Here is a 25,759-nt window from a genome sequence, read left to right as displayed (position 1 = left end):
TCTTAGCTCTGGACGGACAGGTTCTGCACGATCTGCTTCGTCGACTCGAGTAGCCGGCCCAGGCGGGCGATCGGGGTGCGTTCCTCCGAGTCGACACCGATCGCCAAGTCCCAGCCGATCCCACGGGGACCGAACGACAGCTTCTTGCGGCGCAGCTCGTCGGTGTAAAGGCGCCCAGACCGTCCCACCTCCGCTGAGATGGGCGAGGCGATGTCGAAGTGGCGGCCAATCATGTACGGCATCGCGTTGACGACCTCGACCTGGAATGACGTGTACGGCTGGGTGGCCTGCTTCCCGGTCCGGATAGCCCCCACCGTCGACAGCGAGAAGCCGGTACCGCCGGAGGGCTCCCACACGTCGCCGTAAGCATCCCGGCCCATCAACGCCTCCCGGGCGTCGAAGTCCCAACGGGCGAACGCGAGCACGACGTCTTCGACCTGGTCGTCCAGCAAACCGAGGGTGAGCCCGGGGTTGAGGAAGATCATGCCGATCCACCCCAACGCGGCGTTCACCAGCATCTTGATGCCGGAGTTGACCCAGCCCGGAGACCGGCCACCGGTGATGATTGCGTGGCCAAGCGCCTTGTGGACGCGACGCTTGATCGACCGCACCCCCACCTGCCCGGACCCCTCGGCCCCAGTCCAGCGTTGCTGCCGGTAGAACACGACCGCCGGTTTGCGGGTGACGGTCCCCCAGAAGTCGGGCTGCGAGTACTCCACGGGCTCTTCCCAAGGGATCGCCTGAGTGGTCTCGGTGATCCCGTCAGAGGCGATCGACCGCACCAGACCGATGAACCCGTCCACCAACGTGCCCGTCGGGCCGCGCACACCCGAGGTGTCCACGACATCCCAGATCAGGGTCGGCATCCTCAAAATGGCGTGGTCGGGGAACGGCTGCGGATCCCCTGGCAGCCACCGCTCGGCGGTCAGCATCAGCCCGGCATCCTCGAGGATCGGCTTCACAATCTCGTGGAACTGGCCCATGCGCGTGACGATGACCGTGTGCATGGAGGTGTCGTGCAGCAAGCCGGCACCGAGTGGGTTAACGATCTGCGCCCACCGATCGGGCTGCAGGTTCCGGTACGAGAACGTCGAGAACATGTCCGGCGCTGGCGCCCAACCATGCTGGTAGCGGCGCATCAGGTTCACCAGCAGCAGCTGCTTGATTCCGGTGATCGCCGGGCCGTAGTAGATGTAGATCTTCGGCCACTGCAGGGTGATCGGCGCCCACGGGTTCGGGTAGCAGTACACCTTCTTGGCGTGCTGGTAGTCGTGCAGCCCCTCGAAGGTGACGGTCTCGACGCCCGACTCGAGCATCGCGTCTTCAATGACCTGACCTTTGCCGGTCCAGACGTTGCCGTCCTGGACGATGCGCAGGTGCACGTCTTCGGCTTCGGCTACCTCGTCGGCCATCCACCGCCCGACAGGATGGTCCCCGAGCCACGCCACGTTGGCTTCACCGGCGTCGTTCTTGATCCACTCAGCGTCACCGTCGAGTGCGGCGTCAGCGTAGGAGACGAACTGCCAGTCCTTGTCGTACACCTCGACCACCGGCGGGGCCTGCGCTGAGGTCTCCCACTCGAGCCACTCGGCGTCCAGTAAGGCCCGCGCCTGGTCGAACCGGTCGATGAGGGCGGGGGCGGTCATGAGTGCGGCCTATCGAACGCTGGCCGCAGGGACACCTTGATCCCCGCATCCAGCCCGCCTACGACAGACACCGGTAGAGATACCGGGCCACTGTCAGGGCCGTTGCCGGGAGGGATCGGGTGGGTCCACCGGGTCTGTCGCATCCGGCCGAAGCTCATCGGCTGGCCAAGGATCCGGAACGGGAGCCGGTACGGTCTCGTGTCGGCCTCCCCCACATCCCCCGCCCCGACCGCCGGCAAGGTGTGCATGATCCGCTGCCCGGCCTTCTCGTGACCCACTGGGTACACGCCTTGCCCGTCCGGCACGGTCCATGTCTGCGCGGTCGCCGCAGCGGGGATGGTCCAGATCAGGTAACCGGGCTGGTCGCCATGGTTCTCGACCTCCAGCACCGCCGAGCCCGCGCCATCGGTGTTCTCCCACTCGTCCTCCGAGGGGTCGCCGTACCACCACGGGTCATACGCGGTGACCTCGAACGTCCACGTCTCCCAGCCCCGCTGCCCCGCATAGGTCTTGTTCTCCGGCTCCGGGGTGCCGGTACGACGGATCTGGATCTCTCGTGCTTCACCGTTGCGTTCCTGGAACCGGATGAAGAACTGGCCCGTGCGGCCGGAGTGCTGGTCCGGCGTCGTGAGTGTCCACAAGCGGCGCTCGACCTGAGACCAAGACCGTATGTCGGTGGCCTTCGTGGTGAGCTTCATCGTCCAGCGGCGCACGCCGACATGCCCGTACCCGGGGACAGAGCCCGGCATCCCGACCACTTCGTTGTCCTCAAAGCTGCGGGCGGCGTGCCACATCTCTTTGAGCTCTCCGTCGCCCATCTCGACGCCGGACTGTGTGCCGTCGGTGCCGGCGTTGGGGCCGGTCACCTCGATCGAGTCGACCTCCCGGCCGTGGACGTCGCGGGCAATCAGCCATACCCGGCGCCGCCCTGTCTGCTGCGGTGGGCAGGTCACGTGGATCTCACCTGCCCGCCGATCGCCGACTCCAAGCCGCGAGAGATCTCCGAGACGACCCGATTGGACACGGCCATCGGGTCAGTGGCTCCGTTGACGTTGATCGTCATGTCCACCTGGATCACCTTCTCTCCATCGGTGTTGCTGCCGCCGCCGGTGGTGGTGTCGGTGTCGGTGGCGATTCGGGTGACCTTGGTCAGGTCTTCACCACCGGCCAGTCCCTCGGGTGTGGACACTGCGGCGTCGAGCTTGTCGGCAGTCTCCTTCGGGAGGGTGACCAGACCCGTCTCCCCCACGATGTCCGGCGCCGGCAGCAGACCCTTAAGCCCGATCAGGCCACCGAACTCGTCGGCGAGCTCAGACAGGAAGTTGCCCTCGACCTGGCGGCGCATCTCGTCCGGAGTCGCGAGCCGCTTGTCGTCGGCGACGCGAACCCAATCGCCATTGGCCCACGCCTCGGCAGACCGGGCCATGCCCTGGGTTACGCGCTCCCACTCGACGCCGGACTGCAGGGCCGCGGCCAACGCCCTGAGGCTGCCGTCGGCGGGCTCGTCGCCGATCCACTGGGCGACACGACGCCCGATGTCGTCGGCCATGACCTCCGGCGAGTCGAGCTGCATCGCCTGCACCGACGTGACGAGGTCGTTGATCTCGTCGAATCGCTGCCCGGCCGCCATCCACGCCTCGAACGCCTTCGTCTGGGCAGGGTTCAGCACCCGCTCGGGGTCGACGATCTTCTTAGCGAGGAACCCCTCACCGAACGCGACGCCGCCGTTGTCGTAACCCGCCGTGGTCGGCCAGCGCCCAGCCGGTCCGCCCCAATCCATCCGCACTGCGCCCACACCCGCGACGAGGTTGGTGGCTGGAATCATGTGGTTGTCCGGCAGTCCGACGAACGCCTCGGGATAGGCGTTGCGCACTCGCCGGTAGGTGGGCTCAATGACCTGCAGAAGACCACCCGATGGTGTGCCCTTCGCCGCGTTCGAGTCCCAGTTGTTTATCGCGTTCGGGACACCACCAGACTCGATCTGGATCTGCTTCAGCATCGCGTCGATGTGCTGCGCCGGGTTGTACCCATGGCGGGCCAAGGCCTGCATCGCCAGCCCACGCCACTGCTCTGCGCCGCCGCCACCTCCCGTGCTGCCGCCGGATTCCTCCATCTTCTTGGTGATGGTCGCCTGCATGGGCTTGAGCATCGACTCGAACGTCTTGCCTGGCACGTCGCCGACGATGCCGGGGAACTGAGAGCCGCCGATCCGGCCCCGTATCTCATCTGCCTGGGGCTTGATCATTTCGCCGACCATGGCGGCCCAGTCGATGGGGGCTGCCCCTGCCCCGGACGGGACGGGGATGACGAGCCCGCCGGGTTCCGGCAGGGGTCGGGCGGCAGCGACGTGCACATGGTTGCGGTGCTGAGCGTTCGTGGTGGCGCCGTAGTCCAGGGGGGCACCGTTCTTGATGTTCTGCCAGCCGTTCAGCGGCCAGTGGATTAGCTCGAGCAGCCCGGCCGCGTAGTTCTGGTGGAAGAACCGGGCAGCGGCCTGCATCTGGGGGGTGGTGTCGGTGCCGTTGGAGAAGTCCACGGCCAAGCCCTGGCCGTGGTAGTCGTTCGAGTTCCGCCTCGTCGACGTGATCGTCATTCCGGGGAAGTACTTGTTGACGAGCCCCGTGATCGAGCCGATGACTCCGCCGTCGGCGAACTGGCCGAGGTGCTTTCTGACAGCGTTGACTCCGCCCATACGGGCTGCAGCGTTGAGTCCATCGAACCGGTCTGGTCCGAGAGCCCGCACGACCTCAGGTCGAGCGATACCTTCGCCGCCCCCAAGACCGATCGTCATGCCCGTCCGTGGCTCGACGAATGTGTACGGGTCCACACCCGGTGTGTACCCGGGCAGCACCGAGCCGATATGCGAGGTTCCCGAAGCGAACCGGACCGGGTAGGGGTTCATCTTCTTGGCGCCGATCATGTCGGCGACCCCGTTCCACATACCGACGAGACCGTCGTTGAACACCGATCCGATGGTGAAGCGGACCGGTGCGGCGGTTCCCTCGCGGACCTTGTTCCACTCCGCGTTGATGTTCGCTGCGCCAACGGCCGTCGCGGTGGCGGTGTTGCCGATGGCTCCACGCATTCCAGCCAGGGCCGGGTCGACGGTGCCGGTCTGCACCGCCGCGATCCCCGACCCGGCGTTTTGCATCGCTGGGAGGGCCAGCCCGACCATTTGCTGCTGCGTGGTCAGGGCAGTCTGGGCGAGTCCGGCCTGCATTCCGGCCAGCGCGGGGTCGACCAGGGTGGTCTTTGCGTTCGCCACTCCGGCACCGGCCGTGTTCAAGGCCGTAGTGATCGCGGTCCCCTGGACTGCCGCTGCAGCCCCGAGGCTCGCCAGGTTGCCACTCATGCCCGCGAGAGCGGGATCGATGATTCCCGTCTTTGCTGCATCGATCCCGGCACCAGCCGCTGCGAACGCGTCACCGATCTGGGCGGACACATCCAGTGCCTGCATTGCCGCGTCGTCACCGATCAAGGCGCCTGTCGCGGCGTATCCCATGTCACGGCCCTGGAACGCGGCGCCCACTTCGTCACCAGCTGCCACGACGGGCGCGGCCACCTGTCCCGCCCCGGCCGTCACATCCATAGCCTGCTGGGCCAGCTGGTCGCCGATTACCGACCCGAGCGCCGCATACCCGGAATCCCCGCCATGGAACGCGTCTCTGAGTTCTTCGCCAGCCGCGGCCGCAGTCGAGGTGAGTCCGCCCATGGATGCGGCGACCTGACCCTGCATTCCCTTGATTCCGGAGATGAGCCCCTCTCCGATGTTGCGGCCATAGTCGGCGAACAGTTTCGACGGGGACGCGATCCCGAGGGCCCGCTTGAAGGGGTCCTTGATCCACCCGGGGATGGTGTTGAGGAACGCGTTTCCGATGGTGCCCGCGAGGCTCTTGATGCCGTCGATCAGACCTTGCACGATGTTCTTGCCCGCGTCCCACAGCCAGCTACCGGCGCCGGAGAAGATCCCGATGATCCGGTCCTTCCAGCCGGTGAGGGTGTCTCGGATGCGGTCGAAGCCGCGGATGACGCGGTCGACCATCGGCTGCACGTAGGTGCCGTAGAACTCTGCGACCCGGTCCGCGACGGACTGGACGGCCGACTTCACGAGGTCGAGGGCTGCCCCGACGCCGGCCTTGAGGTCGTTGAACCGGTCGACCACCCAGCGGACGACGGGGGCGATGACGGTGTCGTAGACGGCCTTCACCCCGGCCCAGAGGAGATCCCAGCCGGCCTGGAGCCAGCTGAAGATGACTTTGATGCCGTCCCACCACATCTGGAACGCGGCGACGATGAAGTCCACCACCGGCTGGCCGACCGCGTCCCACGCCATGCCTAGGCCGGTCCACAGGACCTCCCACGCGGCACCGAGCAGACGGAAGTAGAGCTGGACTCCCTCCCACCACAGGTTGAAGGCGGCGACGATGAAGTTGATGATGGGCTGCCCTACGGTGTCCCACGCCGACTGGAGGAACGACCACATGGTGTTCCAGGCGTCGGAGATCCACTCGAACGCGGCGACGGCGGCGTCGGAGATCGTGGACCACACGCCGGCGAACGCGCCCTGTAGCCACTCCCACGCGGCGCCGAGGGCGTCCATGAGCCCCTGCCAGATCTTTTTTCCGGTCTCGGTCTGGGTGAAGAACCAGATCAGCCCGCCGGTGATCGCCGCGATCGCCGCGATGATGGGGTGGGCCATCAGCAGTCCGAAGGCCTTGGATATGCCGCCGGTGGCTAGAGCGACGAGCTTCTGAGCACCAGCAAGAGCGAGCGATGCGACTTTCATGGCCACGAACGCGGTGGTTACCCCGCCGGCGATCCATGCGATGGGCTCGAGGACCTGCAAGACGGTTTGGAGCCATCCGGGGAGGTCGGCTTCGCCGTTGATGAGGTCGATGATCACGTACGCGAAATCGGTCAGACCGTCGGCGATCATTGTGATGATGGGCACCAGCGGTTCGATGCCTGCGGCGGCGAGGTTGTTGAAGGCCGCGAGCAGGCTTGTCATGGAGCCGGAGGTGGTCTCGGACATTTCCTGCATGACGCCGGACATGGCGTTCGTGGAACCCGCGATGCCGTCGGAGCCCTCGAGGATCCCCTGGGTGAGGATGTCCATGGCCTCCTGGGCGGGCACCATGCCGGCGGAGATCATTTTCTGCATCTCGTCGGTGGGGACGTCGAAGTGATTCGCCAGGATCTGTAGGCCTTGGACGCCGCCAACCGCGAGCTGGTTGATCGTGTCGAGGGACATTTTTCCGGTAGCCATGGCCTGCCCGGAGGCGCGAGCCATCTGGTCGAACACTTCCTGTCCGCCCCCCGAGGCGGCGGCGGCCTCACCAAGAGCCGAAACTTGCTGCGGGATGCCCTCCAGGTCGGCGCCGAACGCTGCGAGGGTCTTACCCGCTGCGGCGTAAGCGTCGAACATGTACGGGGTCGCCTGGTTGTCGGCCTGGAGCTGGGCCATGAGGTCCTGCGCCGCGACGGCGTCATCGAGAATGATCCCCAGGGAGGCGGTGGTGTCCTCGATGCTGGTGAGCTTCCCGAACCCGGCCTGCAGGGTGGCGCCGGCGCCGGCGACCCCGGCGAGCCCGGCAGCTACGGGGATGGCTTTCTTGCTGAGCCCGCCGAGTGCTCCGCCGATCCCACCGACGGCGCCTTCCGCTCCGGCGCTGGTTGAACTGATGTCCGACATGGCGGAGGTCATCGAGGACGACATGTTCGCCGCCGACGTTGCGACCCCTGCTGCAGCATCAGCAGCGGATGCCGACACTGACGAGAACGCGCCCGCGGCGGAAGCCGAGATCTCGGACATCGATCCTGCAACTGCTGATGAGGCCGCGGCACCTGATTGCGATGCAGCACCGCCCAAGTCGGACAGTGAGTCCGTGGCCGCGGCGCCAGCGGATGCGGCGGCCTGCGTGATGTCGGCCATGCTGCTAGCCATGGCCGAGGATGCCGCAGCGCCGGACTGTGAGGCGGCGCCGGCGACATCAGTCAGGGAATCGGACGCGGCCGCCCCTGCATCGGCGGCGGCCTTCGACACATCCGACATAGAGTCGGACATCTCCGAGGATGCGGCGCGCCCGGCCTTCGACGCCGCGGAGCCGACATCATCGAACGAGGCGGCAGCCCTGCTCGTTGCGGACTCGACGTCGCTGGCGGTCTTCTGGGCGGCGACGCCGACCCCGTCCACCGCGGCTTCGGCCTTCGACGCGCCCTGCGCGAACCCCTTTTCGAGGATGCCGACAATCTTGTCGAGGGCAGCGGTCATCTTGGAGACGAGCTCGTCCGACACCTTTGAGGCGTCGGCCTCGAACTCTATGCGTGCCCGCCCCTGACCCGTCGACATGCCGCGCACCGTATGCGCAGGCGGTGACCAGGTTTAGTCGCGGCGAAGGCGTCCGAGCATGTCGCGGATGCTCGACATTTCTTGCCCGATCACGGCGCGGGCAGCGCGGCCTTCCACGCCCATACGGGCATGGGTCACGGCCATTGAGATGAGCACGCAGAACGTCTTGAGTTGCTCGCCGCCGTTGCGGAACGCGTACGGATCCAGAGCGGGTTCGTCCGGGTGCTGGCCGGTGACGGTGCGGAGTTGCCCCCACCCCTCATGCTCCACGCTGCGTTCGCGGTAGAGGACATCCTCGATCTCGAGCAGCGGCACTACCCACCGACCCGTGTGCTCCGAGGGCGGGCCATGTTCGATCGTCACCGTCCCGTCCGCCAGGTCGAGGCTCACCACAGAGCCGAGACCCCGGTAGGTGACGACGCTGGAAGACACACAGGCAGCATAACCGGTGTCACCTAACGCTTAGGGTGGTCGGCATGGACGATGAGCTGGATCTGGTCACGGCTGCCGAGGACGCTGAGAAGGTTCGGGGCGAGCACTTCACCGTGTGGTGGCCCGAGGTCGATCGGCTCGCGAATGCCGGCCGTTGGGGCGACTACGAGGCACTGCTGTGTGAGATGCGGGACGCAACCGAGCGCGGCTCCGAGTTGGCAGGGTGGACCCTCGCGCCGCGCCCCACACTCTCACTGGCGGACTTGTACGAGCAGCGCGGTGACACCGAGCGGGCGATCGCAGAACTGGAACGGTTCCTGAACGCCATAGTCAGGTACCGGCAGGTTGAGCCCGAAGGCGGCGACACCGGGCAGCAGCGCGCCACAGAGAGGCTGCAGCGGCTGCGAGAGGGCTAGCTGAACGCGTCCATGAATGCGTCAGCGGAAGCGGTTTCGTCGTCGTCGGACCAGCCTCGCTCCGGACCGTAGACGGACCGCCAATAGGCGTCTGTCTCCTTCTCGTCCTTCTTCGACTCGAGGATCATCCACTCGACCGCGTCCAACAGCGCCCATAGGGTCGGGAGCTCTCGGAGCGGATCCGCGATGCCGTCTCGGACTAGACGCCCGCGGATGATTGACCACTGCGACACCGCCGACCCGGAAAGCGCGACGACGGCCCGCAGAGGACGCCCTGACAGGTGCTCCACCCCTGCCGACAGGAGCTCCGAGAACGCGTCCGGCGGGTATCGACCATCAGCGACACCGTCCTCCAGGGCTTCGAGCTGAGCCTGGCCCAGCATCAGGTGAAGGGTGGACAGCATCGGGGCGGTGGCCTCCATGCCTCGCCGCGTGGAGAGTGCGGCGAGGTGACGGGCTGCGGTCGGGCCGGGCACGGACAAATCCCAGGTTCGACCGTGCCAGACCAGTCCGGTCACTGCAGGGTCGGACCGTTCTTCGGTGCCTTCGCTGCCGGGGTGTCGTTGGCGGCTTCGATGATGCCAGTGATGACGGCCATCATCTCCTCCACTCCGAACTTGGCGTCTGGGTCGTTGATGCAGTCCTCGAGCTGCGAGTACGACTCGTCCGTGAGGGTGGCGTCGAGGAAGTTGTAGATGGCGTTGATTCGCCGCTGGCCGCTTGCGCGCCGTGCGGAGGACATGCCGAACAGCATCATCTGCCCTTCGGTGGGCAGGTGGTAGCGCCAGTCACGCCCGGCCGCATTGAGGGTCCACGCCTCGGCGGGGCCGTTGTCGGCGACCTCGATCGTTCCCTCGAGGGGCTTCCCTTCTTCGAGCTGGGCCTTGAGGCGTGCGATCTCGGCGTCCTTGTCGACGGCGGAGGCCTCGGAGTTGAAAGCGGCGGTGGTGTCAGGTGCAGGCACGATAGGTGTCCTTTCGTCTCGGGTGGCTTGTGTTCTAACTGCTGGGGGTGACTATGAAGCCGTTGCGGCCCGCCGCTTCGCGGGTGGCGTTCAGTAGCCACGGGCGGGGCTTGGCTCCGGGGTGCTTGACCTGCTGAGCGAACACCGTCTTGCCGCCGACCTTGAATGCGAGAGACTTCTTGTTCTTGGGTCGGATCAGGTGCGGTCGGGATCCGTCGTGGACGGCGGCTGCGTAATTCTTGTCCGCCACCACCGCGGTCCGGGCTGTCATGCCGACGACACGGACGTCCTCGGCCCGGTGTGCGTTGCGGAGCTGCCCCGTGTCGACGGGGGCTCGGAGTTTCGCCGTGTTGACGGTCTGTCGGGTGGTGTCGCGCAACAGCCGCACCATCTGGGACTGGGGTCCGGTGAGCTCACGCTGCATCCCGGCCTTGTCGACCGCGAACGTGGGCTTTGCAGTGAACTTCACGAGGTCTTCTTCCGTGTGCTGCGCTTCGGTGCAGGCGAGGTTTCGTCTACCACCGTGGTGGTTTCCTCGGCGGCGGCCGCGGACTCTTCCGCCGTCCCGGTGGCGCTGGCCGCGGACTCGGCGGCGGTCTGCGGCGCGGGGATGACGCGGTGGGGCTTGCGGACGATGCGCTCGACGAGCCCGCCGGCAATCAGCCGGTCGATCCGCTCTGTGTGCTCGACGGTGACGGTCTCCCCGCGTGCGAGGAGAGTGGTGGCGATGCGGCCACGGATAGTGATCTGGGACATGGGGCGCTCCTTAGCGTGCGAGGTGAAATACGGCTTGGGCGATCACAGCAACGGTGCCGCCCTCCGGGCCGAGGACGTCGGTTCCAGTAGGTAGCCAGTCGTGGATGAGGTCAGCGTCTTCGGCGGCATTGCCCAGGCGGCACAGGACCGCGTCGAGGCGGTCGGCGTCGTCTTCCTGGGTGGCGAACTCTGCGGCCATAACCTCGGCTGAGGGCAGGCCGCCTGTGTGGGTGAGTGCTTGGGAACAGCGTGCGACACCGATCTGAAGCTCGACGGCCATCGCGGCCCCGCACCGAGCCGTGGACACCGTCGCCTCCGGGAACGATGTGGTGCGGTAACGGCGGGTGACGTTGACGAACAGCAGCGCACAATCCTTGCCGAAGTTGTCCAGCGCGGGGATCCCGTCGCCGGCCCGGAGCTGCGGCGGGCCAGTGACCCCTCCCCGCGGCGGTTTAGCCTCGTTGTTGAACGCCTCCCGGAGCTGCTCCAGAAGGGCGACGATCAGGCGGTCAGTGCGGGCCATCACTGCACCTCCATGTCCGGAGACCACACCTGCGATGGTTCAGCGAGCCGATGCGGATTGTGTGCGCGTACCCACAGGTCGACCTCCGGCAAGCCGGTCGAACCCTGCTCGATGATGGTCTGGGGGTCAGCCATCTGCATCGTCACGCCCTGCCGGGTGATCTGTGTGACGTTGCGCGGGAGCACACACTTTTCGGGGTCAGTGCACGAGTTGTAGAACTCGCCGGCGAGCGCTGCGACCGCTGTGTCGGCGCCGGCGGGCGGTGGTGTGCCGCGCATGTAGGTGACGGACCATGTGCCCGGCGTGCCGAGCGGCCGGGTGAGGTCCTGGTCGGGCCATGCGGTGCCGTCGGCGCGGTACAGCCAGTCCCCCTCCACCGAGTACGAGGCGGGGTCGAGTTTCACGCCGTCGACGGCCACCCCGGTTATTTCGTGGACGGGGCCGGGGAGCAGGACCGTGGATGGGGATTCGCGTCGGCATGCCCGGTCGCCGCAGGAGATGTTGCGCCATACGCCGGAGTCGATGATCGGCACCATCCACGGTCCGTGCGGGGCCACGACCGTGCTGGCGGCGGTGTTGGTGCAGGGCCGGGCCACGGTGGGGCACACCCCGAAGCGGCGTCCGGTCAAGGCCCAGAGGACGCCGACAGCGGCGTCTATGGACCCGGCGAGCAGCGACTCCTCGGAAGTGGTGGGGAGGCAGTGGCGTGCGACGGGCCAGGTGCACGGGTTTGTCATGCCCGCACGGTAGGTGGGGTGGGTGACGGCCCCCAGCGGTCTTCCTGGGTCGACTACCGGAGAGTGGCAGGACGCCGGAACCGGCTGGGGGCCGAAGGTGTGCCGCCACCACCCGAGACGAGCGGCACAGCACGAGACCGTAGAGCGGGGCGGTGACACAACGGTGCCCCCACCCTCTTCCCCAAGGGTGGGGGCACAGTCAGGCTTGCCGGGCGGGTCAGGGCGTCGGGACCGCCGCGAAGTACGGCTCCGGCAGCTCGAGGGCGACGGCGCCGTCGGTCACAGCGGGCGGCGCGATGGTGGTCCGCTGCACATGCATGTGCTCGTGCCCCATCGGGGTGAGCAGGCGTGACGGGGTGTTGTCGGCGTCTGCCGAGACTACGTCGTAGGGGCCCTTGCCCCAGCGGGTCGGGGGTCCGGTGATGCCGGTCAGCGTCAGGTTCATCACCGACGCCCCGATCTCGATGTCACCGATCGTGGCTTCGCGGATCCACGGTGTCAGGAAGTAGCCGTACGACTCCACCGCGCCGGCGCCGGTCAGGGCCGAATCGTCGGTCGGGATGTCGCAGTCCGCTCCCCCGATGCCGGTCCAGATCTCCAGGCCAGCCCCGCCGGTGACCTTGACGCCCTTCGCCGACCGGAAACCGACCGGGCGGTCCAGGTAGTCCAGCACGACCGGGTCGTCGGTGAAGAACGACAGGATGTCGGGGTCGACGTCGCACATGGTGATCGCGACCTCGAACCACTTGAGCTCGGGCGGGGTGCGGTCGGCGACGCACACCTCTCCCTCGGCGTTTGTGGCTTCGAGGTCTTCGGCGTCCTTGGTGACCTTGGTGTAGTTCGCGGTGATGAATCCCTTCGTCACCAGGGACGATGCCTCGCCTGCTTCCGGCAGGCCGCAGTGCCCGACACGGGTCACGCGCATCCGCTTGCCCTTCACGACGGGGAATGCCTGAGTGGCCATTGTGTGCCTCCTCCAGAGGTTGTGGCGGCCCCGCCCTTCGGGGGCTTCGACACGGGACGGTAAGGGCCGGGGGTGACCAGCCCGTATCGGTTACTTCTTGCGGGACCTGCGCCCGGCAGTCGCGGGCTTGGTCGGCGCCGGGTCGGGGGTCGGTTTGGCGAGCATCCCTGCGGTCTCGGCGACCGCGACGGGCACCTGCCAGCCCATACCGGTGACTGTGGTGACCGTCCGCACCTGGGCCGGATCCTTCGCCGCGGCCAGGAGTGCTCCGGCGATCTCTCCGGGTGTTGATCCGGCTGACACGATCTCGACGGCATCTCCGCGAACGGTGGCCGTGACCTTCATTGACATGGCGGTCCTTCCTAGGCGATTGCGGCGGCCACGGTCGGGCCGGTCCACGTGACGGCGATGTGCCGCTCCGACACGGCCAGCCGGGTGTTCTTTCGTGCATTGAGGGCCATCGACGTCGTGACCGGGGAGCGGGTCACCAGTACCGGCCCGGTCGCCACGAGCAGCCCGGCGAGATCGGTCCGGTAGCCGACACCGAACGCCCACCGGTTTCCCAGTGGGGTGTAGAGCTTCCCCGATCGTTCGGTGATGAGCCCCTTGGAAGCGGCAAGCGCCGCGGCGGAGCGGGGGGCGTGCACCACCCCGACCTGCTCCAGTCCGGCCTCCACAGCACCAAGTGCGGCGACGAGAGCGTCCCCGCCCGTGCCGACAGCGGTGGCCGGGGTGCCGGCGCGATCGGCCAGCAGCGCCGCGGTGTGGGTCTCGGTATCGACCTGTTCGGTCACGTAGAGGGTGCGGGCCGCCGCCAGCCGGGCCTCCTCCTCCGACACTCCCACGAGCATTCGGTGATCGGACGCCCACACCACCGTGGCGGGGAACGGGGTCAAGGGCGGGCACTCCTCGAGCCCGCCCTTGACGTTCTCCGGCTCGGCGGGCGCGTCCGGGTCTTCAGGCTCATCGGTTTCTGCGGGGAGGCATCCGGCGGGCCACATGCCGTGCGCACCGTCGTCGACGTCTTCCAGCAGGACGCCGCCAGCGACGCGGTCATCGCCTCGGTCATCCATGGTGGCCGCCGAGTAGAGGCCGCCCGTGTGGGGGACGCCGGCGGCCTCACTGATCGTGATCGGCGGCAGTCCAACAGCTGCAGTCATTGTCCACACTCCTCTATGTGGTCAGGGGGCGCCAGGAGTGCTTCTCCTGACGCCCCCTGAGCATTTGGTGACCCCTAGGGTCAGGGCTCGGTCGGTGCCTCGACCGGCCCACCGAGGGGGGCCCGCAGGCCGACCTGGCCGTTCACGGCGACCGGGATCGTGTAGACGCGGGAGTCGTTCTTCCGCTTGCCGACCGCGATGCCGTCCTCGGTGAACATCTGGGTCTGCTTGTTCACCTTCAGCAGGCTCATGTCGTGGATGATGCCGAGGTTGATGACCGGCTCCAGGGCCGAGTACCAGGTACCCGCCGGGTAGAAGGCCATCTTCACCTCGCTGGGGAACGCAGTCGCGGGCGTAGTGCCGCCGATGACGTCGTCCTGCCAGTCCACAACGAACTGCAGCCGCACACCACGCAGCGCGAAGTGCTGGTCGATCATCTGGTTGGTGACCTGCTCGGGCAGCACACCGTCGCGGTAGGCCAGGTCCGATCGCAGGATCGCCCGGGCCCACACCGGGGCCATGCCCTCGATGGTGGTGCCGTCCGGGATGCGGTGCTTGACGCGGATGTCCTGCACCGCGAGCTCCGCGGAGTTGAGTAGCGCCCCGGCGCCGCCGAGCATAGTCGTGGAGGGGATCGCCACGCTGGTGGATCCGGCGGCGACCTTGTCGATGCGGAACTTCGAGATCCGGTGCTGGTGGGCCTTCATGATCTCGCCGACGTACTTGCGGGTCAGCTCGGGCCACGCTTTGTCCGCGAGGATGCCGTTGGTGATGCACAGGCCGATCACATCCAGCCGCAGATCAGTGAAGTCGCCGCAGGGGATCTCCTGGCACGCCTTCTCCGTACCGGCCTGTGCCTGGGCCTCCGTCTGATGAAACCCCGGGAAGTCGGTGTAGATCGTGGAGAAGTCGGGCTCGACGGGGAACTTGACGCCCCCTCGCTTCACCGAGATCTCCGGCAGGGACAGCAGATCTCCAGCGGCCTCGGTGCCGAGGAAGTCGTATACGGTCTCCGAGGGGGCACACCAGCCGCCGGCCGCGACGAGGGAGCCGCCTTCGAGGTTCTTCTCGTTGGTGGCGAACTCGAGCGCGTCGATCGCGGTGGCCTCGTCAGTGACCTCACGCCGCTCGTCGGTCGGGCGAACGAACGAGGCGAAGGTGGTCTCCGAGCGGCCGTTGGCACCGGTGATGCGGTTACCGCGGCCCTTAGCGAGGTCGCCGAACGCCTTCGCCAGCTCGAGGTCGTCGACAAAGCCGGGCTTGTAGTCCCGCACGTTGGCGTCGAGCACGTACCCGAAGGTGGGCTTGGCGGCGGGCGGGGTCTCGGGCTTGCGGCCGCGGGCGGCGCCGGCGAAGCGGGTCTTGCGGCGGGCCCCTGCGGCAACGACCGCGTCGGGCTGGTCTTCGTCCACCGGGGGCTCCTCTGCCTCGTCCTGGCTGGTGTCGTCGGAGGTGTTGGAGAACTCCTCCTCGTCTGGGGTGTCCTCGTCGGCGTTGTCGTCCTCGTCGGACTCGCCCGGGTCGGTGTCGTCGTCGGAGTTGGTGCCGAACACGCGCTCGCGGATGTTGGCGGCCTCTCCGGCACGCTCATCTAGATCGGCTCGGACCTGCTCGATCTGGCCGTCGATCTTGGTGATCGCCTCGTCCAGGCGCCGCATCTGGTCGAGGACCTCCTGGGAGGGGGCCTCGCCGTCGGCGGGGGCGATCTTCTCGAGCTCGGCGACGGCGGCGTTGCGCAGCTCTTCGAGCTCGGTCAGATCCTCGGGGAGGGTGTCCGGCAGCTCGAACGCCATCTCAGCGGTGGTGTCCATGGTTGCTCCTCACAGGTGTGTGGGCTGCCGCCGGAGCGTGTCCCCGGCCGGTCTCGCAGCAGTGTGGTTGTGGGGGGTGACTTAGGTGATGGGGCGGATGGTGCCGCCGCCGGATGAGGTCGCCGCGACGCGCGCTTCGACCTCAGTGAGGAACACACGCGTGGTCCCGTCGGCGGTGGTGAGTTCCCACTTCGTTGACTGCCCCGCGGCCCCGCCGCACGCTCCACAGGCCATGGTCAAGCTCCTTTCTTGACGTAGGCGAGTGCGTCGAGTTGATTTCCCCTGTGTCGGGCGGTCAGGCGGGCGGCCTCGGAGCGGGCGAGACGCTGCCGGATCTGGGCGGCCTCCGCGGCCCGCTGCTGCCGCACCACGTATGCGTCGACCGCGGCCTCCGCAACGGACTGCACCTCCCACTGGCTGAGTCGGGCGCGAGGTGCACGGGGCTGCACGGCGCCGGCGGCGACGAGGCTCATGGACCGTCCGGTGTCGGCGGCATAGGTGCGCGGCACCGGGAAGCCGGGCGTGTTCACACTCAGGGCTGCGACGAGCTCGAGACGGCCACCGATGGAGCGCCAATCCCCCGACAGTGGGGCGGATGCCCCGGCACGGACGCTTGCCTCCGTGGCGTCGGGGTTCACGACACCCGACACCCAGATCCCGAACTGGTCCTCCCCCGCCTTGACGAGGGCCCAGCAGGTGCCGGTGTTGTCGTAGTGGGATGCGGCGGCGTTGGCGCCGGCACGGGCGTCGGCGTGCCCAGTGGAGACGGTGAGCCTGCCGACGGAGACAGGCCCGGTTGGGGTGTCGATGGTGGAGGTGTGGAAGTGCGCGTAGTTAGAGCCGGTGCGGGGCGGGGTGACGCACCGGTCGGTCATACCGACGTGGCACGAGTCGAACAGGGCGAGGTGGCCGCGCACACGGCCGTCGTCGTCGACGGTGATCGCGGAAGGCCCGGACAGGCCGGGGTCGGTGAACAGTCCAGAGTCGACCAGCGGTGCCGGGGTTGAGACCGACGCGGTGAGGGCCTCAGCATCAACCCCGTCGTCGGCGGCAGGGTCAGCGAGGGTGAGCTTCGCTTCGGCGAACGCCGGCTTGGCTACGAGGGTGGCGGCCATGACGGTGGCCTCACGCACGACGGTCATTTCGGACAGTCCGTCGACCATGTCTTCGGTGATCTCGTCCGGATCAATCGGCTGACCATCCGAGTCGAGGATGAGGAAGTCGGCGACCATGTCGCATAGGTCCACGCTGGGGCGGATCACCTCGTCGACGAGAAGCTGGCCAGCCTCGGCGGCTTCGTCGGACTCGAACAGCACACCGGTGGCGACAATCTCGCCACTTTCGACGGTGGCGGTGTCGATGCGGCCGACGATGACGGACTGATCGTGCCCCTCGCTGGTCGACTTCTGCCACATCAGCGGGAGGGGGAAGTCGCGGAACCGGAACGCGCCGTCCTCGTCGAGGATGCGGCCGTCCCCGGTCGGCTTTCCGATGGGGGCCAACACCCCGCTGAACGGTCGTCTCACGATCGTGTCCTCCTCGTTTGCGGCGGCGGCGATGTACCCGACGCCTGCCGGATCTTCACGTGCTCTGGTGACCCCGTCGGCTGACCGGGCGGCGACCTCGGCGGCCGGGTCGCGTCGGGTGCCGTCGGAGCGGGCTCGTTCGGTCTGCCTGTCCGTCTCCCCCGGTAGCGGCTCGTCTGCGGCGAGGATGATGGTGGTGCAGCGGCAGTTGACGATCTCGGAGGCGGGGCCTTGAGGGTCGCCGGGGTAGCGGAGGCGATGGGCGCCGATGAGGAACGTCTCGTCGAGGCCGATGCGCTGGCCGTCTGCGGCGAAGTGGGAGTCGCGGGTGCGGCCGTCGGTGGTGCACACCCACGCTTTCTGCATCACCTGGTCGGTCTCGTCTGCCTCGATGCGTGCAGCTTCCAACGAGGCGGCGTTGTACGCGCCGGTCGTCTCGGTGCGAGCGACCCGGTTGGCGCGCACGTTCCAGGCTTCGCGGCCGCCTTCGGTGGCCATGTCGAGGTGTTCACGGACCCGCACTGCGAGCGCGGCGGCGTCTTCGCCGGCGTCGACTCCTTCCGTGATCGCTCGCCGCACCTGGTCGAACACGGTGTCGGGCATGTCCTTGCATCGGTTCGATACCTGCGACAGATACGACTCGGTGTGGTCGCGCCATGACGGGATCCGCACGATCAGTTCGGCGTCGTTGGGCAGGAGCTCTCCAACGAGTTCGCGTAGCTCCGAGAACGACGACACGAGAGCGGTCCGGTCCTGCGCGGTGAGGGCGCCGAGCACGTCGGTGGGCCATGGGACCGCGTCCGACGCGGCCTCGAGTGCTGGTGGTTCGGGCGGGGTGACACCGCGGGCTCGCAGGGTCCGCGAGGTGCGGGCGGCCATCAGCCCAGTCAGGACCGGCAGGACGTTGGCGACGAACAGGCGCCACCACGACCCCTGCTCGTCGCCCATGCGGTCCGGGTCCGGCGGTAGAGCATCCGCGGTGAGCGAGGGTAGGGCGGCGTCGAGGACGAGGGGCGACCACTCACGTGCTGTCGCGAGGATCGCCTTCTCGATCACCGCATCCCAGGCGTCCAGATCATCTGGATCAACCACGGCGGGCCTCCTCGATGGTGTCTGGCACTGGCTGCCTGGACTGCGCCGCGGGCTGCTGGCCCGGGGCTTGGCCGGGCATCTGGGCGCCGGCCGGGATGTCGAACCCGAGCACGTCAGCCAACAGCGGGAACAGGGACGGGGCGCGGGACACCATCTGCACCGCGAGCTCACGTTTCCCTTCGTCTGAGTTGGGGTCCGGTGCATCCTTGGCGTCGAACCCGAGTTCCCGCAGGTAGGCCTCACGTGAGATTGCCCCGGCCTCGTAGGCGGCCTGGGCATCGGCGCCGCGGTCGGGCCTCTTGGCCAGGTCGGTCAGGTCGAACCACACCACCACCGACTCGGGGTCAGGGTGGCCCTTCGATTCGAGCAGCGGCCGCAACACCGACTCCGTGAGCGCGTCGCAGATTGTGGTCATCATCGGGGCGATGTGCTGGTTGATCGCCTGGTCCTGGGAGGCCCACGCGGACCAGTGATTGGCGTCGGCGACACCGAGCAGCACCTCGGGCGGCACGTCCAGCGACAGCGCCAACCGTCGGATGGACGTCTCGCGGGTTCTGACCGCGGTCTCGGTCACCTCCGATGAAAGGGTGATGTGCCGGATCTTGTCCAGATGCTCTCCTGGGGCTTTGAGGACGATCGGCACCATCGCCGCCGCCGACGACTGGTCTTGGATCGCGGCGGTCATGGCGGTCTGTAGAGACGCCATGAGGTCGGTGGCGGAGACGGGGACGTCGGCCGGCACCGGGGGCGCTGGCAGTTCGGGGGCGTCCGGATCGGTTGCGGGTGCGGCAACCGGTGCCGCGGCCGACGGGATGGAAATCTCGGACGGGACCGCGAGGATGCCGTTGCCAGCGACTCGGGAGCGGGAGGCGGCCTCGATGGTCTGCTCGCAGCGGCGGATCTCCCGCAGGATCGACAGCGCTGCCCGCACCGGGGAGTCGGACTGTTTCGTGTGCCGCGGGTGCGGGTTCCAGATCCGGAACAGTGAGTCGCGATCCGGGTCGAGGTGGTGCTTCGCCCCGTCGGGGAGCTCGATGACGACGTCTTGAGCCTGGGTGGTGATTTCGTCGTCGGCGAGGATGTGCCACTCCTCGACCTCGGCTTCTTCCGGGTTGGGCCGGCGGGTGACGATGGCGACCCAGCCCTCTCCGGGGACGGTGAGGAATGTGGCGAGGCGGGACAGCATGGCTGCCTGTCCTGCTGGTCCGCCAGCGATGTCGGCGACCATGGTGGAGGCTTCGTGGTCGTTGGTGGCGCCGGTGGGCCGGCCTGTTTTGGGGTTGATGTCGGACGCCACGAGCCGGACCCGCGAGAGGCTGCCGGCGAACCATTGGCAGACGGCGCGGAGTTCACCGATCTCGTCGAACCGTTGCCACGCTTCGGTTTTCCAGCCTTCATCGCCGCCGGTCTGCCGGGCCTGGGTGGTCGACGCTTTGAGGTTGATGCGGTGCGCGGCGGCGGTGAGCGTTTCGGGTGAAGCGATGGAGAGGGTGCCGGTAGTGACGGTTCGGCGGGATACGCGGGCCATGTCCTATCGCTCCCCTCGGGTCAGGATGAGGCCAACGAGGTGGGCGACGGCCAGGATGGTGAGTGGGAGTGTGAGCCAGGTGGTGACGCCGATCCGGTCGGCAATTGCGGCGGGCCACCACACCGCGGCAACGAGGGCGGCGGACACCCACAAGCCGGTGCACCACGAGCAGTGAACGAGGTACGTCAGCATCGAGGTTTCGCCGCGCCACCTGACGATCCGGGCCCGCAAGGGTTCGCCGATCTTGTCCGACACGATCACACGCGTCACCCGCGCTGAAGCCAGCGTGACGAGGGCGAAGACGACGATAAGCTCGACCATGCGCCGCACCGTACGGACCTGCGGTGACCACCCGAGCCCACCCAGGAGCACCCCAATGGCCACCGAAGATTCGCAGTTCGTCATCGAAGAGACATGGAACTGGATAGAAGATCGAGCCAACAGTGACGCTTTGATTTTTCGAGCAATCAGCGATGTGCAGTTCGCCGACAGGGTGCTGACATTGGTGTTCGACCCAGCTGGAAAGACCGAATCGACCGCGGAAGCGTTCTATGACCTGGGGCAATTCAGAACAGCCGCCGAGCATTTCGGGACGTGGATCGGCAGTTCGAACAGCCTTGGAGATTGGATGCGCAGTCGGGTTGATCTGTTTCGAACCGTCAAGGTAACCGGCGAGGAGATCGATTGTGCTTCTGTCGAGTCACTTCACCGAAAGGCAAACGGGGAGCGGTCATAGCCCGTTGGGCATGGGTGCGTTGAACGAGAAAGGGGCCGGGCTGGTAGCCGCGGGGGTCTGGCCTCCGGTCGGGATCCCGGGGACGGCGATGGTGGCTTGCCCGCCTACGAGTTGGATTACGCGTTCGTAGCCGTTAACCATCGTGTCCAGACGGTCCGGGGAGTCTTGGCCTTGCTGCCAGTGCACGGCCTGCGCTTCGAGCGTCGGATGGGTGCCGACCATCCGCAGGCGTCCGGTGGAGGCGGCCTGACGTGTCCCGGCGGCTCTCGCGGTCTTGTCACCCTTCGCTCGCCACGGCTTGATGTGGAACGGCGGTGCGTCCTGGTCAGGGACCGCAAGGCCGTCAACGTCGAGGATCGCCTGACGCGGATCAGTCGGGGGGTCAGTGCGACCGGCGACCGTGGCGATCGCGGTGTCAATGTTCCCGCCAGCGGCGCGGAGGACACGGGCGTCGTCTCGGACGTCGCGCCACGCCTGCTGGATGACTCGTTCGTAGGTCGGGCCTGTGGTGAACGCCTCGAACAGGATCTCGGTCGCCCCGGTCGTCAGCGCGAGCAGCACAGCCTTACGCGCCCACACGTCTGACTGCATCCGCGCTGACCAGTCGTCGGTGACGCACACCCTGCCGTCGGTGGTCGCGGCCATCGCCACGAGCCCGGCTTCGTCACGACGCCCGGTTTCGGCGGGGTCGATCGACACGATCCGAACCGCGGTGGCGGGGAGTTCGGGCAGTCTGTGGCGGTCGAACCAGTCTTGCGAGAACAGGCCACCCTCGCCGGGGGTCGGGGTGCCGAGGTACAGGGCCGACCAGGCGCGGGGTCCGACTTCGTCGCGGATTCGTTCCCAATCCTGCAGGGTGTGACCGCGGGTGGACTCGAGCGGCTCCCCTGGTTCACGACCGAGAGCGTCCGGCACGCCCGGCGTGGCGATCGCGGGGATGTTCACCACTCGCCATCGCCGCTCCCCCTGTGGGCGGGCTGCATCTTGGGTCAAGACGTGGCCAGCGAGGTCTTTTTCGTGCCACCTGGTGAGGATCAGGACCACTGGCGCTCCGGGGGCGAGGCGGGTCTGTGCGACGGTCTCCCACCAGGTGACGACCTTGTCCCGCTCTACAGTGCTGTCGGCTTCGGCCATGCCTTTGAGTGGGTCGTCGATGAACAGCACGTCGGCCGGGGAGCCGGTCAGTGAGCCGCCGACGCCGACGGCATAGCAGCCGCCGCGGTGCCCGGCCAGACGCCACGATCCGGATGCGGCATGGTCTGCTGCCAGTGCGATGCCGAGGCGGTCGGGGAGGTCGGCGCCGGTGAGTGGGTCTTGGGCTGTGGAGCCGTTGCTGCGGACGAGGTCGCGGGCGGCGCGGGCGTGGTTGCGGGCGAGGGCGTCGGAGTAGGACGCGACGACGATGCGGCGGGCGGGGTCTTGAACCAGGGCGCGGATGACGCCCCACACCGACAGGCGGGTCGATTTCCCTTGCTGAGGTGGCACGGACACGACGAGGCGGGCGTCTGGGGTGGTGAGTGCCCATTCGAGGGCTTCGTCGATTGCTTCCATCGCCGGTGTCTGGACCGTCGTCTTGTCGATGGATTGGGCGAGACTACCGGCTGACGGGTGGTCGCGGTCGACGGTCATGCGGGTGGCTTCGCGGTTCAGCCGCTCGGCGAGGGCGGCCTTCTGGGCTGGGGACCAGCCGTCGGTGACCGCCGCGAACTCGGACGCGAGACTCACGGTGCCTCAAGACCGTCGAGGAGGAACGTGGCGAGCTCACGCCGTTGTGACGGGTCGAGTCCGGCGCGTACAGCGGTTTCACCTGGAAGCCCGATCTGCAGTCGCACTTCATTCGCGCCGCTCTTCCTAGCGTGGACCCGGTTACCGCGGCGGGTGTAGAACGACATCGCCATCAGCTCATCCACCACGTCAGCGGCCCCCGTGCTGTAGTAGCCAGTGGAATGCGTCGCGGGTCCATCGGGCGTCAGCGAGGGCGTCGTGGGCGGCGTCGTTCGGGACGGGGATGCGCCCGACGCGGCCCATCTGCGCCAGCTGGGCGATGCAGTTCGTGCGCATCGGGATATGCCGAGGCAGGTCCATCATCGTTCCGTACAGCTGGGCGAGGGCGACGTGGTCGTAGGACGGGAAGTAGCCCCACAGATCGGCACCCGGTTGGATGAATTCGGCGATCTGCCGGGCCGTCTCGTCCCGCGGGGTGGTCGGCTTGCCGTCGAGGTAGGGCATGACGTGCTGGCCAACGAACTCGTGCCGGTATGCCTTGTCGCGGTCGTAGCCGTCGACGTGTAGGTACAGCTCTCGGCCGTCCTCGGCCACGAATGCGATCGAGATGAGGTCGATGGTGGTGCCGTCCTCGACGAACTCGGTGTCGTAGAAGTACCTCATTGCGGCTCTCCGTTCCAGGTGATGTCGAGCCAGAGTTGGCCGGCCCGGCCTTTCTCGGCGGGGTGGATTATTGGCTCTGGCTTGGCCATGTAGGTCGGGGTGTCGTCGGGGACGAGTCCATAGCCGGGGTGTTTTTTCGTCCCGGCGGCGAGGGCATCGCAGGCCGGTTTCAGGGTGGCGGTGAGGTTGTCGGTGTCACGCCTCCGGTTGTCGCGGGGCCGGTAGTGCAGTTGGACGGTCACGTGCTCGAGCCCGGTCGGCAGGTTGTGGGATCTGGCGATGAGGAACACCGACCGGCGTACGTCCGCCACCACCCTGGCGCGGTCCATGTGGTGCCCGCGGTCGTTCAGCGACAGGGGCGGCTTCGTGTACGGCAACAGCATCGACACAGTTCGCATGGCGGCCTCAGAACGGGGGTTCGTCGTTGTCGGCCGGGCCGCCCCACTCGCCGGAGCCGGCAGGCTGCTGGGTCGGTGCCCCTCCCCCGCCGCCCTGGGACGGAATGCGGGTCACCTGGGCGGTGGCGTACTTCAGGGAAGGTCCGACCTCGTCGACTTCAACTTCGTAGACGGTGCGTTTCTCGCCCTCCCGGTTCTCGTACGAGCGTTGCCGCAGCCGGCCATTGACGATCACCCGCATCCCCTTGGACAGGGTCTCGGCGACGTTCTCCGCCGCTTGCCGCCACACATTGCAGGCCAGGAACAGGGGGTCACCGTCCTCCCACTGCTGTGTTTGGGAGTTGTAGCGGCGCGGATTGGACGCGACACGGAAATTCGCAACTGAGGCGCCGGATGGGGTGTACCGCAGTTCGGGGTCGGCGACGAGGGTGCCGACGATCGTGATCGGGGTGTCTCCAGATGCCATGGGTGGTGGCCTTCCTTGCTCGGGTGGCCTTGAGGTTTACCCGCGGCTGGTGACCTGCCCGTCGACGTCGAATAGGGGCGGCATCTGTTGTTCGGCTTGGCGGGGGCCGGGTTTGCGGCGGTACACCCACATCGTCACCGGGCGTTGGGCGCTGCGGGCGGTGGCGAGCTCTTGCCGGAGCTTGCGGGTGGACTCCACGAGTGCGTCGACTTGGGCGGCGAGCTGCTGGGCGCGGCGGGCGTGGGCGGCCTGCTCCGTTGCGCCGACGGTTTGGGCGTGGTGGGTGATGTTCTCGGCGGCCTGCCTCTCGGCTTCGGCGCGCATTGCCCGCACCAGTGTCCGGGTCAGTGGTTGGGCGCGGACCCGTTTCACGACGCGGGTGCAGCATCCCAGTCGGTCTGCGATCTGCTCGACGCTTTCGCCGCGTTCGGACAGTTCGGCGACGACGACGGCCCGGTCCGCGTCGTCGAGGGTTGTGAGGCTGGCCCGCCCGTCGAGGACGGCGTCGACGATTTGGGGGTCTGGTTCCCACCCGGTTTCGAATGCTGTCATGGCTCCTCCTGTTCGATCGCGGGTTCCGGGTGGGGGTTGGTTGTGCCGCGGGCGACGGCGACCATGCGGGCGAATGCGCCTTCGAGGTCGACTTCGGTGGCGGCCATGACGTCGACGCGGCCGGCGAGGTCGAGTCCGAATAGAGCGGCGCGGCGTTGCATGAGTTTGAGCATGCGGTCGACCGCGGCGAGGTCACCGGTTTCGACGAGGGGCCAGAGGGTGGCGGCTATCGCGTCGAGGCGGTCGCCTTCGATGGTGCGCATTTCGTCGACGGCCTCGTGCTCGCGGCGGGCGATTACGGCCCGGACGGCGCCGTATGCGGCGGCACGGTCTGCGTAGCCGAGCTGGTTGGCGATGTCTTCATATTGCATGCCGGTCAACCTGAGCTCGAGGGCCCGTAGTTGGCGGTGGTTGACCTCGTTACCGCGTGACTTTCCGGACGGCAGGTTCTCGGCGATGGTGGTGGGTTCGCGGTCTACCTCGGGCATTTTGGGTCCTCTCCGAGTGCGAGTACGGCGTGGGTGAGGGCGCGTAGGAGTGTGTGGAGTGTGGTGTCGTCCCAGGCGTCGGTGAGGGCCTGCTCCGCCGCGGCCCGATGCTCAGCAGGTGTCACGGTGTCTCCCAGTCGGTCACGTACCGGTGGACGACCTGATCGCCATCGTTCACCGCCGAGCCACGCGCATCGGCCTCTGTTTCGCACTCCCAGTGCACGAGTTGGCCCGTGCTCCTGACGTACCGGAACGCCCATTCCTCCCGTAGCGGCGCGGGCGCGAGCAGCCCCTCATCGGCCAGGGCGCGGGCGCGACGGATGTAGTCGTCCCTGACCGCGTACCCCTCGTCCCACTGCCTTTCCGCGAACCCGACCGGAAGGGTGTCGCCTCGGTCGGAGAGGAACAGCACCCGTGCCACCTTGCGGATTGTCTCGTCACTGGTCACGACGGGCCTCCTGGCCGTTGCGATTGATGCGGAGAGTGAGTCCCGCTTGTTCGAGCATTCGCGTCACTTCTGGGCGGTCAGACAACGGCAGTAGCCTGCGCCGCTTAGATGCCTGGACAGCCTCCTGGCATTGGGCCCCCACTGGTGGCGGGCGAGCATCCGTTCCCCGCAGTCGGGGCATTGCCAGCACGTCTGGCACATCACGCCTCCCCGAGAGCGGTAGTCACAGCGCGAACCGTCGGGCACGGCCACACGACACGTGTCGCAGCGTCGCTCATTTCGGGATCGACATCGTCGAACTCTGAACCGCCCCAGGTTTCCCGCCGCCTCCTTTTCGAGTCGAGGAGGATGGCTGTATGCCGAAGAAGATCGATCCCGC

26 protein-coding genes are annotated in these 25,759 nt (G+C 67.6%); 2 read left to right on the top strand and 24 right to left on the bottom strand.

Going from position 1 to position 25,759, the window contains the following annotated elements:
* Nucleotides 1-2 precede the first annotated feature (2 nt).
* From K3888_RS13350 to K3888_RS13335, 4 genes are read right to left on the bottom strand one after another with little or no spacing between them, the layout of a single operon-like run.
* Complete coding sequence (locus K3888_RS13350; protein WP_230930771.1) at nt 3-1,646, bottom strand: Gp37-like protein; 1,644 nt, start codon at nt 1,644-1,646, stop codon at nt 3-5.
* Nucleotides 1,643-2,599 carry a hypothetical protein gene (locus tag K3888_RS13345; RefSeq protein ID WP_230930770.1) on the bottom strand — a complete coding sequence of 319 codons (957 nt, stop codon included), beginning with the start codon at nt 2,597-2,599 and terminating at the stop codon, nt 1,643-1,645. The genes K3888_RS13350 and K3888_RS13345 overlap by 4 nt, the downstream gene beginning before the upstream one ends.
* A complete protein-coding gene (locus K3888_RS13340) occupies nt 2,596-7,995 on the bottom strand; it encodes a tape measure protein (RefSeq protein WP_230930769.1) in 5,400 nt (1,799 codons plus the stop codon). Before K3888_RS13340 ends, K3888_RS13345 begins: the two co-directional genes overlap by 4 nt.
* 33 nt (nt 7,996-8,028) lie before the next feature.
* Nucleotides 8,029-8,427 (bottom strand): hypothetical protein, encoded by a 399-nt coding sequence (locus K3888_RS13335; RefSeq protein ID WP_230930768.1) that lies wholly within the window; start codon nt 8,425-8,427, stop codon nt 8,029-8,031.
* Between the two features lie 44 nt (nt 8,428-8,471).
* Between K3888_RS13335 and K3888_RS13330 the strand changes: the two genes are divergently transcribed.
* Entirely contained in the window at nt 8,472-8,843 is a 372-nt protein-coding gene (locus tag K3888_RS13330) for a hypothetical protein (protein WP_230930767.1), read from the top strand.
* On the opposite strand, the gene K3888_RS13325 is transcribed toward K3888_RS13330, so the two are convergent.
* From K3888_RS13325 to K3888_RS13265, 13 genes are all read right to left on the bottom strand, one after another.
* Nucleotides 8,840-9,319 (bottom strand): DUF7240 domain-containing protein, encoded by a 480-nt coding sequence (locus tag K3888_RS13325; RefSeq protein ID WP_230930766.1) that lies wholly within the window; start codon nt 9,317-9,319, stop codon nt 8,840-8,842. The genes K3888_RS13330 and K3888_RS13325 overlap by 4 nt on opposite strands.
* 38 nt (nt 9,320-9,357) lie before the next feature.
* Nucleotides 9,358-9,807, bottom strand: coding sequence for a hypothetical protein (locus K3888_RS13320; RefSeq protein WP_230930765.1), 450 nt, complete (start codon nt 9,805-9,807; stop codon nt 9,358-9,360).
* A 34-nt stretch (nt 9,808-9,841) separates the two neighbouring features.
* Nucleotides 9,842-10,276: a hypothetical protein gene (locus K3888_RS13315; protein ID WP_230930764.1), complete on the bottom strand. Its 435-nt coding sequence runs from the start codon at nt 10,274-10,276 to the stop codon at nt 9,842-9,844.
* Nucleotides 10,273-10,563, bottom strand: coding sequence for a hypothetical protein (locus tag K3888_RS13310; protein ID WP_230930763.1), 291 nt, complete (start codon nt 10,561-10,563; stop codon nt 10,273-10,275). Before K3888_RS13310 ends, K3888_RS13315 begins: the two co-directional genes overlap by 4 nt.
* A gap of 10 nt (nt 10,564-10,573) precedes the next feature.
* The gene (locus K3888_RS13305) at nt 10,574-11,086 is read right to left on the bottom strand and encodes a hypothetical protein (protein ID WP_230930762.1); all 513 of its coding nucleotides are present in this window, start codon (nt 11,084-11,086) and stop codon (nt 10,574-10,576) included.
* Nucleotides 11,086-11,823: a hypothetical protein gene (locus K3888_RS13300; protein WP_230930761.1), complete on the bottom strand. Its 738-nt coding sequence runs from the start codon at nt 11,821-11,823 to the stop codon at nt 11,086-11,088. The genes K3888_RS13305 and K3888_RS13300 overlap by 1 nt, the downstream gene beginning before the upstream one ends.
* Before the next feature lie 217 nt (nt 11,824-12,040).
* Nucleotides 12,041-12,787 (bottom strand): hypothetical protein, encoded by a 747-nt coding sequence (locus tag K3888_RS13295; protein WP_230930760.1) that lies wholly within the window; start codon nt 12,785-12,787, stop codon nt 12,041-12,043.
* Between the two features lie 90 nt (nt 12,788-12,877).
* Nucleotides 12,878-13,138 (bottom strand): hypothetical protein, encoded by a 261-nt coding sequence (locus tag K3888_RS13290; protein ID WP_230930759.1) that lies wholly within the window; start codon nt 13,136-13,138, stop codon nt 12,878-12,880.
* Between the two features lie 11 nt (nt 13,139-13,149).
* Entirely contained in the window at nt 13,150-13,947 is a 798-nt protein-coding gene (locus K3888_RS13285) for a hypothetical protein (RefSeq protein WP_230930758.1), read from the bottom strand.
* A gap of 80 nt (nt 13,948-14,027) precedes the next feature.
* Nucleotides 14,028-15,758, bottom strand: coding sequence for a major capsid protein (locus tag K3888_RS13280; RefSeq protein WP_230930757.1), 1,731 nt, complete (start codon nt 15,756-15,758; stop codon nt 14,028-14,030).
* Between the two features lie 236 nt (nt 15,759-15,994).
* A complete protein-coding gene (locus K3888_RS13275; protein WP_230930756.1) occupies nt 15,995-18,376 on the bottom strand; it encodes a phage head morphogenesis protein in 2,382 nt (793 codons plus the stop codon).
* Nucleotides 18,369-19,904 (bottom strand): phage portal protein, encoded by a 1,536-nt coding sequence (locus K3888_RS13270; RefSeq protein WP_230930755.1) that lies wholly within the window; start codon nt 19,902-19,904, stop codon nt 18,369-18,371. Before K3888_RS13270 ends, K3888_RS13275 begins: the two co-directional genes overlap by 8 nt.
* A gap of 3 nt (nt 19,905-19,907) precedes the next feature.
* Nucleotides 19,908-20,225 carry a DUF1360 domain-containing protein gene (locus tag K3888_RS13265; RefSeq protein WP_230930754.1) on the bottom strand — a complete coding sequence of 106 codons (318 nt, stop codon included), beginning with the start codon at nt 20,223-20,225 and terminating at the stop codon, nt 19,908-19,910.
* A gap of 55 nt (nt 20,226-20,280) precedes the next feature.
* On the opposite strand from K3888_RS13265, the gene K3888_RS13260 reads away from it, so the two are divergent.
* Nucleotides 20,281-20,640, top strand: coding sequence for a hypothetical protein (locus K3888_RS13260; protein WP_230930753.1), 360 nt, complete (start codon nt 20,281-20,283; stop codon nt 20,638-20,640).
* Here K3888_RS13260 and K3888_RS13255 read toward each other — a convergent pair.
* The 7 genes from K3888_RS13255 to K3888_RS13225 all read right to left on the bottom strand — a co-directional run bounded on the left by K3888_RS13255 (nt 20,635) and on the right by K3888_RS13225 (nt 25,380).
* Nucleotides 20,635-22,365 (bottom strand): terminase large subunit domain-containing protein, encoded by a 1,731-nt coding sequence (locus tag K3888_RS13255; RefSeq protein ID WP_230930752.1) that lies wholly within the window; start codon nt 22,363-22,365, stop codon nt 20,635-20,637. The genes K3888_RS13260 and K3888_RS13255 overlap by 6 nt on opposite strands.
* A gap of 189 nt (nt 22,366-22,554) precedes the next feature.
* On the bottom strand, nt 22,555-23,028 hold the full coding sequence (locus K3888_RS13250; RefSeq protein ID WP_230930751.1) for a 3'-5' exoribonuclease domain-containing protein: 474 nt from the start codon (nt 23,026-23,028) through the stop codon (nt 22,555-22,557).
* Nucleotides 23,025-23,426: a RusA family crossover junction endodeoxyribonuclease gene (locus tag K3888_RS13245; protein WP_230930750.1), complete on the bottom strand. Its 402-nt coding sequence runs from the start codon at nt 23,424-23,426 to the stop codon at nt 23,025-23,027. The genes K3888_RS13250 and K3888_RS13245 overlap by 4 nt, the downstream gene beginning before the upstream one ends.
* Before the next feature lie 7 nt (nt 23,427-23,433).
* Nucleotides 23,434-23,892, bottom strand: coding sequence for a single-stranded DNA-binding protein (locus K3888_RS13240; RefSeq protein ID WP_230930749.1), 459 nt, complete (start codon nt 23,890-23,892; stop codon nt 23,434-23,436).
* A gap of 36 nt (nt 23,893-23,928) precedes the next feature.
* The gene (locus tag K3888_RS13235) at nt 23,929-24,444 is read right to left on the bottom strand and encodes a helix-turn-helix domain-containing protein (protein ID WP_230930748.1); all 516 of its coding nucleotides are present in this window, start codon (nt 24,442-24,444) and stop codon (nt 23,929-23,931) included.
* Nucleotides 24,441-24,932 carry a hypothetical protein gene (locus tag K3888_RS13230; protein ID WP_230930747.1) on the bottom strand — a complete coding sequence of 164 codons (492 nt, stop codon included), beginning with the start codon at nt 24,930-24,932 and terminating at the stop codon, nt 24,441-24,443. Before K3888_RS13230 ends, K3888_RS13235 begins: the two co-directional genes overlap by 4 nt.
* 121 nt (nt 24,933-25,053) lie before the next feature.
* Complete coding sequence (locus K3888_RS13225) at nt 25,054-25,380, bottom strand: hypothetical protein (protein WP_230930746.1); 327 nt, start codon at nt 25,378-25,380, stop codon at nt 25,054-25,056.
* Nucleotides 25,381-25,759: the final 379 nt, after the last annotated feature.

Origin of the sequence: Dietzia aurantiaca (assembly GCF_021033825.1) — a bacterium.
Taxonomy (GTDB): domain Bacteria; phylum Actinomycetota; class Actinomycetes; order Mycobacteriales; family Mycobacteriaceae; genus Dietzia; species Dietzia aurantiaca.
Note: the sequence above shows the minus strand (reverse complement) of the source record. Positions and strands in the feature narration are given on the sequence as shown.